Annotated in this window: 10 protein-coding genes; 6 read left to right on the top strand and 4 right to left on the bottom strand. The window is 73.9% G+C overall.

What is annotated here, in order from left to right; genetic code table 11:
* The first annotated feature begins 5 nt into the window (after positions 1-5).
* Positions 6-263 carry a hypothetical protein gene (locus tag AB0H21_RS07710; RefSeq protein ID WP_358513199.1) on the top strand — a complete coding sequence of 86 codons (258 nt, stop codon included), beginning with the start codon at positions 6-8 and terminating at the stop codon, positions 261-263.
* Entirely contained in the window at positions 179-550 is a 372-nt protein-coding gene (locus AB0H21_RS07705) for an amidohydrolase family protein (RefSeq protein ID WP_358513197.1), read from the top strand. The genes AB0H21_RS07710 and AB0H21_RS07705 overlap by 85 nt, the downstream gene beginning before the upstream one ends.
* Before the next feature lie 327 nt (positions 551-877).
* Here the strand turns inward: AB0H21_RS07705 and AB0H21_RS07700 are convergent, their stop codons facing one another.
* The 4 genes from AB0H21_RS07700 to AB0H21_RS07685 form a co-directional block, all read right to left on the bottom strand.
* Positions 878-1342, bottom strand: coding sequence for an XRE family transcriptional regulator (locus tag AB0H21_RS07700; protein WP_358513195.1), 465 nt, complete (start codon positions 1340-1342; stop codon positions 878-880).
* 63 nt (positions 1343-1405) lie between these two features.
* Positions 1406-1903 carry an NUDIX domain-containing protein gene (locus AB0H21_RS07695; protein ID WP_358513193.1) on the bottom strand — a complete coding sequence of 166 codons (498 nt, stop codon included), beginning with the start codon at positions 1901-1903 and terminating at the stop codon, positions 1406-1408.
* A 66-nt stretch (positions 1904-1969) separates the two neighbouring features.
* Positions 1970-4966 (bottom strand): bifunctional [glutamine synthetase] adenylyltransferase/[glutamine synthetase]-adenylyl-L-tyrosine phosphorylase, encoded by a 2997-nt coding sequence (locus AB0H21_RS07690; RefSeq protein WP_358513191.1) that lies wholly within the window; start codon positions 4964-4966, stop codon positions 1970-1972.
* A 64-nt stretch (positions 4967-5030) separates the two neighbouring features.
* Entirely contained in the window at positions 5031-5783 is a 753-nt protein-coding gene (locus tag AB0H21_RS07685; RefSeq protein ID WP_358513189.1) for a type 1 glutamine amidotransferase, read from the bottom strand.
* A gap of 430 nt (positions 5784-6213) precedes the next feature.
* Here AB0H21_RS07685 and grpE point away from each other — a divergent pair, with 430 nt between their 5' ends.
* The 4 genes from grpE to AB0H21_RS07665 are packed head-to-tail and all read left to right on the top strand — an operon-like array spanning position 6214 to position 12512.
* Complete coding sequence (grpE, locus tag AB0H21_RS07680) at positions 6214-7143, top strand: nucleotide exchange factor GrpE (RefSeq protein WP_358513187.1); 930 nt, start codon at positions 6214-6216, stop codon at positions 7141-7143.
* Between the two features lie 3 nt (positions 7144-7146).
* A complete protein-coding gene (locus AB0H21_RS07675; RefSeq protein WP_358513185.1) occupies positions 7147-8730 on the top strand; it encodes an Hsp70 family protein in 1584 nt (527 codons plus the stop codon).
* A gap of 10 nt (positions 8731-8740) precedes the next feature.
* A complete protein-coding gene (locus AB0H21_RS07670; RefSeq protein WP_358513183.1) occupies positions 8741-11335 on the top strand; it encodes a hypothetical protein in 2595 nt (864 codons plus the stop codon).
* A gap of 4 nt (positions 11336-11339) precedes the next feature.
* Positions 11340-12512 (top strand): hypothetical protein, encoded by a 1173-nt coding sequence (locus AB0H21_RS07665; protein WP_358513181.1) that lies wholly within the window; start codon positions 11340-11342, stop codon positions 12510-12512.
* Positions 12513-12528 lie beyond the last annotated feature (16 nt).

Raw genomic sequence — 12528 nt, 5'->3', positions numbered from 1 at the left:
GCAGCATGGCAGCGCACGGCACCGAGGGCATCGCCTCCGCCGCGGCGGCCGGCGTCGACACGATCGAGCACTGCACGTGGCTCACCGGCGACGTCTACGACCCCCGCGAGGACGTCGCCGCGCTGATCGCCGCCGAGGGCGTCCACGTCTGCCCGACGACCAGCCCAACTGGCGGGCCATGGCCCGGTGGATCGGCGAGGAGCGCGCCGCCCTGCTGCAGAGCCGCCTGCCGTGGATGCGCGACCGCGGCGTCCGCATGGTGATGGGCACCGACGCCGGGCTGCCCGGCTCGGTGTTCGACGACTTCCCGGGCAGCTTCGGCCTGTACGAGGAGCTGGGCTTCTCCCCCGCGCGCGTCATCGAGATGGCGACGTCCGACGCCGCCGAGGCCCTCGGCATCGGGGCCGAGACGGGCCGCGTCGCCGACGGCCTGCGCGCCGACCTGCTGGTCGTGGACGGCGACCCGCTGGCCGGCGTCGAGGCGCTGCGCCGCCCGCGGCTCGTCGTCAAGGGCGGCGTCGCCCACGTGCCGCCCGTGCGCGCCGAATGACACGACCAGGACCGCCGGATACACCGCCGGGAAAGCGGGAACAAGGCCGCCGGGCGATTTCATTTCGGCGCGCTTCACACCGCGCGTCATGGCGTTCGGGTTGAACTACCGCGTCGCAGTCTAAGGAATCTGTTTCCTTGAGTGAGAGGGTGCTGCGCAGACAGTGCCGTCGCCTGCTCAGAGAGCTGGACATCCGCCCGCCGCTCGACGTCGGAGAGCTGTTTCTCCGCGTCCATGGCGTCCGTGGCGTCCGTGGCCGCGCCTCCGGCAGGGCGGGTTCGCAGCGCCCTATAGGCGGGTGTTCATGGCCTCGCTCCGCTAGGCGGTTCAGGTGTCCTCGCCAGAGGACTTCTCGGAGGGCGCTCCGGCCCCCGGAGAGTCCGGGGGCAGGCCCTCGAGGGTGCGCAGGTGGGCGATCATGGCGGCGATGTTCTCGATGCTGGAGTGGGACAGCCCGGCGGCGCGCATGGCGATCCTGCGGACGCCGGCGTCGCGCATGGCGGGCAGCAGTTCGAGCCGCACGTTGACCTGCTCGGCGTAGGCGTCGTCGAAGAAGTAGGCCGGTTCGACGCCGAAGAAGCCGGCGATGGCCACCAGATGGCTCACCGACAGGTCGTCGGTCCTGCCGGTGCGCAGCTTCCACAGCGTGGTGTGGGAGACCGGAGTGCCGCGCCGCGTGATCTCTCGGGCCGCCTGTTCGTAGCTGTAGGTGGTGCCGTCGGGCTGGCGCACCGTGCGAAACAGGTGGTCGAGTTGCTCCGCCAGAGGACGTCTGTATCGTTTGTCGGCCATCGCTACTCCGAGAGGACCATATCAAGCAGCGGGCACACCGGCCATCGCCCGCCCGCGGGCGGGTCAGGCGACCGGGGTCCAGGTCTCGCGGGAGGCCCGCCACCAGGCGAAGCAGTCGGGCAGCACCACCGGCAGCCAGGACGGCGAGGCCAGTGTCGCGGCCTCCGGCTCGGTGACCCAGCGGATCTCGGAGATCTCGACGCCGTCGGGCACGGGGGTGCCGCCCTCGGCCGTGCAACCGTAGATCGTGATGACGTGCGACACCTGGTCGCCGTTGGGGTAGGTCGTGCGGAACCGGGGCCCTCCGTAGGCGCCGATGAGGCCGCGGACGGTGACGTCGAGGCCGACCTCCTCCCTGGTCTCGCGGACCGCCGCGTCCAGGGGCGCCTCGTCGGGTTCGACGGTGCCGCCGGGCGCGGACCACACGTCGTCCTGCTCGCTGTGCCGCGCGAGGAGCAGGCGACCCTGCTCGTCGAAGATGAAGGCGTTGACCGAGGGCAGGAGCAGCAGGGCGGTCCCCACCTGGCTGCGCAGACCCGCGAGGTACTCCGAAATGGGCACGAACCGTCTCCTGCCGCTTCGCCGACTCGACTCCACAAAGGTACCGAGTCGGTCAAGGCGCGGAGGTCAGGCGACGCCGTAGAAGACGCGCTCGGAGACGAGCCTGGCGCGGCGGGTGGTCCTGCGGTAGTCCTCGACGAAGTCCTCCGATCCGTCCGGCGGGTATCCGAGCGCCCGGGCGATGAGCATGCGCTCGCGCACGTCGGCGGGGATGCTGTCGCCGGCGCGGCCGCGCACGAGCATGATGGCGTCGCGGACCTGCGAGGCGAACCGCCACGCCTCGGCCAGGACCTCCTCGTCGGAGGCGGACAGCAGCCCGGCCCCGACGGCGGCGCGCAGGGCCTCCAGCGTGCGCGTGGTGCGCAGCCCGGGCACCGCGTAGGCGTGGCCGAGCTGGATGAGCTGCGCCGGCCACTCGACGTCGGCCAGCCCGCCCCTGCCGAGCTTGGTGTGCATCAGCGGGTCGGCGCCCCTCGGCAGCCGCTCGGCCTCCATGCGGGCCTTCAGCCGCCGGATCTCGCGCAGGGCGGCCTCGCCGATGCCGCCGGGCGGGTAGCGCAGCGGCGCGATGAGGTCCATGAAGGCGGCGCCCAGCTCGGCGTCCCCGGCGGAGTACCGGGCGCGCAGCAGGGCCTGCGACTCCCACGGCGAGGACCACCGCCGGTAGTACTCCGCGTAGGACGACAGGGAGCGCACCAGCGGGCCCTGTCGGCCCTCGGGGCGCAGGTCGGGGTCGATCAGCAGCGGCGGGTCGGGGGCTGGCCGTGCCAGCAGGCGGCGCAGCTCGTTGGCCACCGCGTACGCGGCGTCGGCGGCCTCCTTGTCCTCCGCGCCCTCGACCGGCGCGTGCACGAACATGACGTCGGCGTCGCTGCCGTAGGAGCACTCGTACCCGCCGAGGCGTCCCATGGCGATGACGGTGAAGCGGGTGGGCATCGGGCCGCCACGCTCCCCCGAGACCTTGTGGATCGCCGCGTCCAGGGCCGCCTGGATGGTGACGTCGTTGAGCTCCGACAGCGCCTGGCCGACCTCTTCGATGTCGATGGGGCCGACCAGCCCGGCGACGGCCGTGCGCAGCAGCTCGCGCCTGCGCAGCGCGCGGACGGCGTCGACGGCCTTCTCGGCGTCCTCGGCGTGGCGCTGCACGCACGCGCCCAGCTCACCGGCCAGCGCCTCCTTGGGACGCGCCGCCAGCTCGGCCTCCGAGCCGAGCATGGCCACCGCGTCCGGGGCGTGCAGCAAAAGCCCGGTGGCGTACCGGCTGGTGCCGAGCAGGCGGGCCATGCGCTCGGCGGCGGCGGTCTCGTCGCGCAGCAGCCGCAGGTACCAGGGGGTCCTGCCGAGCCTCTCGCTGACCTGGCGGAACCCGAGCAGGCCTGCGTCGGGGTCGGGGGCGTCGGCGAACCAGCCGAGCATGACGGGCAGCAGCGTGCGCTGGATCGCGGCCCTGCGCGAGACGCCGCTGGTGAGCGCGGCGATGTGCCGCAGCGCGCCGTCGGGGTCGGTGTACCCGAGGGCGGACAGGCGCGCGGACGCGGCGGCGGCCGACAGCCGCGCCTCGTCTCCGGGGAGCCGGGCGACGGCGTGCAGCAGGGGCCGGTAGAACAGCTTCTCGTGCAGCCGCCTGGCCTCCATGGCGTGCCGCTTCCAGCGGGTGGTGAACTCCCCGACCGGGTCGGCGGTCATGCCGAGGCCGCGCCCGATGCGCCGCAGGTCGGTCACGTTCTGGGGGACGACGTGCGTGCGGCGCAGGCGGTGCAGTTGCAGCAGGTGCTCGACCTGGCGCAGGAAGGTGTACGCCTCGGCGAGGGCCTTGGCGTCGTCCCTGCCGACGTAGCCGCCCCGGGAGAGGGCGTTCAGCGCGGGCAGCGTGGCGCGGCGGCGCAGCAGCCCGTCGGAGCGGCCGTGCACGAGCTGGAGGAGCTGGACGGCGAACTCGATGTCGCGCAGCCCGCCGGGGCCGAGCTTGATCTGCCGGTCGGCCTCGCTGGCGCGGACGTTGGCCTCGACCTTGCGGCGCATCGCCTGGACGTCCTCGACGAAGTGGTCGCGGGTGGCGGCCTGCCAGACCATCTCGTTGACCCCGGCGACGTACTCCTCGCCGAGGCCGAGATCGCCGGCGACGGGGCGGGCCTTGAGCAGGGCCTGGAACTCCCAGGTCTTGGCCCACCTGCGGTAGTAGGTCAGGTGGCTGGCCAGGGTGCGGACGAGGGGCCCGGCCTTGCCCTCGGGGCGCAGGGCGGCGTCGACCTCCCACAGCGAGCCCTCGGGGGTGCTGGTGGAGCAGGCGCGCATCATGCCCTGGGCGAGCCGCGTGGCCGCCTGGAGGGCCTTGGTCTCGTCCACGCCTTCGCGGGGCTCGGCGACGAAGACGACGTCGACGTCGCTGATGTAGTTGAGCTCGCGGGCGCCGCATTTGCCCATGCCGATCACCGCGAGCCGCGCGTCGGCGGACTCGGGGACGTCGGCCCTGGCGATGGCGAGCGCGGCCTCCAGGGCGGCGCCGGCGAGGTCGGACAGCTCGGCGGTGACCTGCGCCAGAGACACCGTGCCCGTGGCGTCGCGCGCGGCGAGCTGCAGCAGCCTGCCGCGGTAGGCGACGCGCAGCGCGGACATGGCGGGCACGGGGTCGGCGCCGACGGGGGCCACCGGCTCGGGCTCGCCGGGGTCGGCGCCGACGGCCTCCAGGAGCTCGGCGCGCATCTCGCGCGCGGGCATGCGCTGCACGGCCGACTCACCTTCGAGCAGCTTCCAGTGGCCGGGGTGGCGCACGACGTGCTCGCCGAGGGCCGCCGACAGGCCGAGGACGCCGACGAGCCGGGCCCGCAGGCCCGTGCCGGCCCGCATGGCGCCGAGCACGCTCGGGTCGCGCTCGGCCAGCCGGTTGAGCGAGGTGAGCGCGAGGTCGGGGTCCGCCGTGCCGACGAGGGCGGCGAGCAGGTCGAGGTCGCCGACGGCCTCCGGGCCGAGCCCGTCCAGCAGCCGCTCGGCCCGTGCGCCGTCCGCGAAGCCCAGGCGGGCCAGACGCCCGGCGGTCGTCTGTATGCGTGACTCGGCGTTCACACAGCCCAACGTAGCCGGTCGCTCACCGGCCCGTCGTTAGTGGTTCCGCAACGTAATCGCGTGGTCACGGAGAAAAGACAGGGGTGTGGCGCGGCGGGGGCTGGGGTGTGCGCGCCACGACGGCGGCGAACGCCTCGGCGAGCGGGCGCCAGGTGGCGCGCAGTTCGGCGTCCGCGGCGGCCACCTCGGCGTCCAGGCGCGCCCGGTCGTACCCGGCGCCGGCCAGTTCGGCGACGTTGGGGGCCGTCCACGAGTGGAAGATCGCGGGGGACGCCTCGGGGTGGAACTGCACGGCCCACGCGCGCTCGCCGAGGCGGTACGCCTGGTTGGGGTAGGGGTCGCCCGTGGCCAGGGGGACGGCGCCGGTGGGGAGCACGGTCATCGCGTCCTGGTGGTACTGGACGGCCCTCGGGGCGGTGGGCAGGCCGGCCAGGAGCGGGTCATCGGCGGCGGCGGGGAGGGGCGTGACCGGGCGCAGGCCGACCTCCAGGCCCGCGGCCCCGCGCTCGACGCGCCCGCCGCAGGCCAGGGTCATGAGCTGGGCGCCGAGGCAGATGCCCAGGGTGGGCAGGGAGGATGCGACCGCGTGCCTGATCAGGGCGCGGGTGGCGGGCAGCCAGGGATGGCCGTCGTCGTCCCATGCGGACGCGGCGCCGCCGAGCACCATCAGGCCGTGCGCGGACACCTCGGCGGGCACCTTCTCGCCGAGGTACGGCCGCACGACCTCGGGGCGCGTCCCGGCGGCGGCGAGCCATTCCCCGAAGAAGCCCGGACCGGCCTCGGCCTCGTGCTCGATGATCAATACCCGATATGTCATGACTCGATTATGGGTATCCCAATTGACTTGCGGCAGAGGACGGCGCGCGGAAGCTTGCCGGACGGCCCTTCCCCCGGCCGCCTGTCGTCGCACCGGAGGTCCGCCGGGGGCTACGGGCGAGGGACGGGCCAGAGGGGCGAAGGCGTGCTTTTGGCATTGCCGCGTGTTTCGCGAGCTATTCCCCGGTAAACGGGGAATTTGTGTTGCATGGGGCCGCCGAGATTCCGGATCTTCGCCGAAAGACCGGGTCCGGGGCGGCCGACAGCCGATATACGTACCGGCCCGGAGGACTCGGAAGGGCGTTCGACAGCGTGCCGACAACCACGACAAACGACTCATTGACGGACACGCGAATGCCTACCAGGGGGCGGCATTGATGGCTAGAGTAACTGCCGTCAGCAATTCCTGTATTTCCTCTGCAAGGAGTTAGATGGCGTCTCCCCCAGAGCCGCGCGTGCCGTCCAAGAAGGCGTCTTCTCCCACGTCAGGCGACGATCACCCCACCGGCCCCGGCCCCGCAGAGAAGGGCGGGGACGCGGAGGGCGCGGAGGGCAAGGAAGTGGCGCGGCAGATCGAGGAGCTCACCCGGCAGGTCGCCGCGCTCACCGAGACGGTGCGGCGCGAGCACGAGCGGGCGGCCCACAGGGAGCAGGTCATCGACCGGCTGCACGCCGAGAACCAGCAGCTCCGGCACGGCATCGTCCAGGAGGTGCTGACCCCGGTGAGGACCGCCCTCTACCGGCTGCACGACACGGTGACCCGCGTGGCGGCCCGGTGGCGCTCCGACGACCCGCCCTCCCCCGAGCTGGCCGGCCCGCTGCTCGCGGCGATGGCGGACGAGGTCGCCGAGGTGCTCGGCCGCACCGGCGCCGAGCGGGTGAGCGTCCGTCCCGGCGACCCCTACGACGCGGCCCTGCACCGCCCGTCGGGCACGAGCCCGGTGGACGCCGGCGCGGACGGCACGGTCGTGGATGTCCTTGCCGACGGCTTCGTGGCGGGCGACCGCGTGCTGCGCAAGGCGTCCGTGATCGTCGGCAGGGCCGCCGCCGAGGGCGAGACGGAGGCCGCGAAACCGGACGTTCAGGACAGCGCCGACGGTAAGGGCGACTCGGACGGCCCCGGTGATCGCGGAGGTCCGGAAAGCCGGGAGAATGGCGATCCGGACGGCACAGACGGGAAAGAGGAGACGGCGCGCGGCGAGGACCGCGACGGCGGCACGGACGACAGCACCGACAGCACCGACGACGGCACCGACGACACGAACGGCGAAGAGCGGCGCGGCACGGACCCCGGCGAGGAACCCACCGGACCCGGCACGAAACCGGACCCGCGAAGCGGTACGGAAAGGGAGAGCGAGTAGGCGATGGCTGTTTACGGGATCGACCTGGGCACGACGTACTCCTGCATCGCCTACGTCGACGACGTCGGACGTCCGACGGTGCTGCGCAACCTGGAGGGCACCGACACCACCCCGTCGGTCGTGTTCTTCGAGTCCCCCGACAACGTCGTGGTGGGCGCCACGGCCAAGGACAGCGCCGTCCTCGAACCCGACCTCGTGGTCAGCCGCATCAAGCGCGACATGGGCCAGGACGTCCCGCGTGTCCGGCACGACCGCCCGTACACACCCGAGGAGATCTCGGCGTTCATCCTGCGCAAGCTGGCCGACGACGCCAGGACCGCCACCGGCGAGACCGTCGAGGACGTCGTCATCACCGTTCCCGCCTACTTCGGCGCGGCCGAACGCGACGCGACCAGGAAGGCCGGGCACATCGCCGGGCTCAACGTCATCGACATCCTGTCCGAGCCCATCGCGGCGGCGATCACCTACGGCGTGCTCAACCCCGACGAGGACCACACGATCCTGGTGTACGACCTCGGCGGCGGCACGTTCGACACCACGGTGATCACCCTCAAGGGCGGCGACATCGAGGTCGTCTGCACCGACGGCGACCACGAGCTCGGCGGCGCCGACTGGGACGACCGGCTCGTCGAGCACCTGGCCGGGCGCTTCCAGGCCGAGCACCCCGACGCCGGGGACCCTCTGCTCGACAAGCAGTCCGAGCAGCAGCTGCGCCGGGACGCCGAGGACCTGAAGAAGACGCTGTCCACGCGCACCCAGCACGTCGTGCGGGTCGTCCACGACGGCAGGGTGGCCACCGTCGAGGTGACCCGCGAGGACCTGGTCGACCTCACCCGCGACCTGCTCGACCGCACCATCGAGATCACCCGCAGGACGATCGACACGGCCGCGGCCAAGGGCGTGCGCTCCTACGACCACCTGGTGCTGGTCGGCGGCTCCACCAAGATGCCGGCGGTCGCCGAGACGCTGCAGAAGGAGTTCCAGCTCGTCCCGCGCCTGCAGGACCCGGACCTCGCCGTCGCCAAGGGTGCGGCGCTGTACGCCTTCGAGGAGACCTACCGGCGGCTGCTGGTCGCCGGGCGGCGCGACCAGGCCGAGGACATGGCGGCGCGCGCGGGCCTGTCCGCCGACCAGCAGGAGCGGATCGCGGGCCGCACCATCAAGACGGTCGCTTCCCGCGCCTTCGGCATCATCGTCACCGACAAGGAGACCCGGCGCCGCGGCGTGGCCCATCTCGTGCACGCCAACGACCCGCTGCCCGCCGCCGTCACGCAGGACTTCTACACCATCGACGACGACCAGACCGGCGTGGACGTCGAGGTGATGGAGCAGGCCGGCGCGGTCGAGTCGGAGGAGCCGGAGGACAACGGCCTGATCGCCGAGGGTGTCCTGAGGATCCCGCCGGGGAAGCCCGCGGGCCTGCCGGTCCAGGTCACCTTCGCCCTGGACGCCTCCGGGCTGCTCCAGGTGACCGCCCGGGAGCGCGAGACCGGCGAGGAGCTGGAGCTGCGCATCCAGATCGGCGGCATGTCCGAGGAGGACGTCGCCGAGTCACGGGCCGCCCTTTCCCGCGTCCAGGTCAGCTAGCCGGGCGGCTATGGCCTTCGACGAGCGGCGGTACACCCGCGAGGTGCTGGAGCCCGCGCGCGAGGCGGGCGGGCTCCCGCCCGAGGACCTGCGGATCCGCTACCAGCTACAAGAGGCGATGACCTCGGCCGACGTGACGGCCACCGTCAAGCAGGTGCGCCAGTGCTGGCGGCGGGCGCGCGGCATGCTGAAGTACAAGCGGCTGGCCGACCGGCTGGAGGCCGACCACGCGCGGTTCGCGCCGATCTTCACCGCGGCCGCCGAGGGCGACCTGCGGCCGCTGCGCGACGCCCTCGGCGAGTCCGAGCGCAGGGCCGAGCGCAGGCTCGCCGACACCGGGTCCCGGCTGGACGACGCGGCGGGCCCGCTGCGCATGCTCACCCCCGAGCTGCTGGCCACCATCGCCCGCTCCAGCGGCGTCGGCCAGGAGGAGGCCGTGCGGCTGGCGGCGCGGCGCTCGATCGAGGTCCGTGAGCCGGACGCGCTGCCGGGGGCTCCCCCCTACTCCGGCTACGGCAGGGCCCGCGAGGCGCTGGACACGCTGGGGCTGAGCCATCTGGGCCGGTTCCTGTACGGCGACCGGTGCGCGGACATGCGGGTGCTGGACGGTTTCGCGGTCCCCGGCGCGCCGAGCCTGGAGGACGCGCTCGAGGAGGCCGAGCGGCACTGGGCCGCGCGCATCCGCGGGCCGTGGACGGTCGGCGCCGACACGGTGATCGCGGCGCTGCGCAACTCGCCGGACCCGGGGCTGCTGATCCGGTACGACATCGTGGCCCGCCTGCGGGAGCGCGTGCGCGAGCACCCGTACGACGACTCGCTGCTGCGGCACGCCACCACCGAGCTGGACCTGGCCGCCGGCGACGCGCGCAGGCTGATCTTCGCGGTGCGCGCCGAGGGCGGCGCCGGCGGCGCGGCGAGCGGGCCCGCGGCGCGGCTACGCGAGCTGGTCGACGCCGGGGAGATCCACGCGGCGGCCGACTTCGCCGAGGCCCTGGACGCGGGAGCGCTCACCGGCGAGGCCGCCGAGCTCGCCACCGAGGTCAGGGCCCGGCTGGCGAGCGCCGTCCGGCTCAGGGACCGCGCCCGCGCCGCGCTGGACCCCGACGACGCGTGGATCGCGCTGCGCGACGCCCTCCAGCGGGTGCCCGACCTGCCGGGCGCGAGCGAGCTGCTGGTGCGGCTGGCCCCCCACCCGGCGCGGGCCGTGCGCGCGAGCGTCCAGGGCGAGGGCGTCGGGCTGGTGTGGCAGCCCTCGCCGTCGCGCGCCGGGCGCGTCGTCTATGACGTCCTCAGGAACGGCACGCCGCTGACCACCACGGACCGTCCCTCGGTGCGTGACGAGCGGCCGCCGGTGAACGTGCCGATCGTCTACTCGGTCGTGGCCCGCCGTGAGGAGGCCGTGGCGATGCCCGCGGCGGCGGCGACGCTGATCGTGCGGCCAGAGCCGGGCGAGGTCAGGTTCAGCGGCGGCGACGGCGTGGTCTCGGGCACCTGGACGCTGCCCGCCGAGGCGGCGCGCGTGCGCGTCACCCGCGACGGACGGGTGGTCCCGGCCGGGGACACCGGCTTGCGCGACCGCGACGTCGTCAACGGCACGAGCTACACCTACGTGGTCTCCGCCGTCTACCCCGCGCCGGACGGCGAGGCGGTCACCCCGGGCGTGCGGCGCGCGGTCACCCCGCAGGGACGTCCCCGTCCGGTCACCGGCTTCACGCTGCGCGCCGACCCGGCGGCCCCCGGCACCTTCCTCGTGCGGTACGAGGAGCCGCCGGAGGGCGCGGTCGAGTTCGTCGCCCTGGACGTGCCTCCGCCGTGGCCCGTGGGCACCACCCTGTCCCTGGCCGAGCTGCGCGCGGCCGGACGGGCGATCCCGGCGTTCCCCACCCGCGACGGGCAGGCCATCCGGCCGGGAGCCGGGCGGGAGGTGCTGGTCGCGGTCACCGTGGCGGGCGAGCTGGTGACGATCGGCGGCCACGTCGACCACATCAACCTCGCCCCGCCGACCGGCCTCACCGCGCAGCGCCGCGGCGGCGCGGTCCTCGTCGGCTTCGAGTGGCCTCAGGACGTCACCGAGGTCGAGGTGCGCAGGAACGGGCACCCGGCGATCGTCACCTCGGCCGCCTACCGGGCACGCGGCGGGGTGCGGTACGAGGTCCCCGAGAGCGAGGCGGTCGCCATCGAGGTGGCGGCCACGTCCGTCGTGGACGGCAGGCGCGTGCGCGGGCCGGCAGCGCGGCTCACCCTGCCCGGCCACATCCCGGTCCGCTACGACCTGACGTACAAGGGGCCGAGCTGGAAGCGCTCGGTGGTGGTCGAGGTCACCGCGGACCGGCCGGTGACGCTGCGCCGCCTCGCGCTGGTGCTCAAGCCCGGCCACATCCAGCCGAGGACCGCCGACGACGGCCTCGTCCTTTCCCACTGGACCGACCTGGAGGTCCCGGCGCGCCTCACCGTCCCCGCGCCCCGGCAGGCCAAACCGTACTGGCTGCGCTGCTTCGCCGAGGGGGACGGCGGGACGGCCGCCGAGGACGCCTCCGAGGCGGCCGGCGGGCGCGGCGGCGTGGCCCTGATCGACCCGCCGGTGCGGCGGCTGAAGATGGAGTGACTGCGTGGTCATCACCTGCCCGTTCTGCTTCGCCCGGCTGGACCGCGACCGCATCGCGTTCCGGTGCGCGGGTAGAGCCGGGCGCGGCGGCGGCTGTGAGGCGCGGCTGGACGAGACGCTGGCCGAGTACCTCGGCTCCTCCGCCGCCGCCTACCTGCCTCCCGTGTTCTCGGTCCGCAGGCCCGGCCGCCGCGCCGACTGCCCGACCTGCCGCCGCTCCACCGGGTGGCGGGTGTGCCCGGAGTGCCACAGCCGGCTGCCCGCCGAGTACTGCGCGAACCCGGGCAGGATCGTCGCGCTGGTCGGCGCCAAGGGGTCGGGCAAGAGCACGTACATCGCCGTGCTGCTGCACGAGCTGACCAACCGGATCGGCGCCGAGCTGGACGCCTCGCTGGTCGCCTGCGACGACCGCACGATCGCCCGCTACAAGCAGGACTTCGCCCGTCCCCTGTACGGCGAGCAGCGCCTGCTCAGCACCACGCGCCCGGCCGCCACCGAGCCGCGCGACCCGCTGGTGTACCTGCTGACCCGCACGGTTCCCGGCCGGCTGCGGACCAAGACCATGTCGCTCACGCTGGTGTTCTTCGACACCGCGGGCGAGGACCTGCGCAGCCGCGAGTCCACCGAGACCCACCTGCGCTACCTGAACGCCGCCGACGCGATCATCTTCCTGGTCGACCCGCTGGAGCTGCCCGGGGCCAAGGCCTCACTGAGCGGCACGGCCCAGGCCAAGGGCGGCGTCAACGCCGGTGACCCTGACAGCGACCCGATCAACGTGATCAGCCGGGTGACCGAGCTGCTGCGCGACCGGGCCGGGTCCGGACGGCTGAAGGTGCCGGTGGCGGTCGCGCTCAGCAAGATCGACGCGCTGCAGGAGAGCATGGACGCGCAGTCCGCGCTGCACCGCGCCCGCACCCCGTCGGGCATGCTCGACCTCGACGACCGCGACGCCGTGCACGAGCAGGTGCGGGCGCTCATGGACGAGTGGCAGGCCGGGATGGTCGACCGCTACCTGCGTCAGCACTTCAACGACTTCGCGCTGTTCGGGCTCTCCGCCCTCGGCGGCGTCCCCGGCGACGACACGGTCGCCCCCGGCGGCGTCCGCCCGTACCGCGTCGAGGACCCTCTGCTCTGGCTGCTGTACCGCTTCGGCATGCTGACCGGAGTCCGCGGATGACCTCCCTGGTGCGGTG

Origin of the sequence: Sphaerisporangium sp. NPDC051011 (assembly GCF_040653595.1) — a bacterium.
Lineage (GTDB): Bacteria > Actinomycetota > Actinomycetes > Streptosporangiales > Streptosporangiaceae > Sphaerisporangium.
This window is presented reverse-complemented; position numbering and strand designations above follow the sequence as displayed.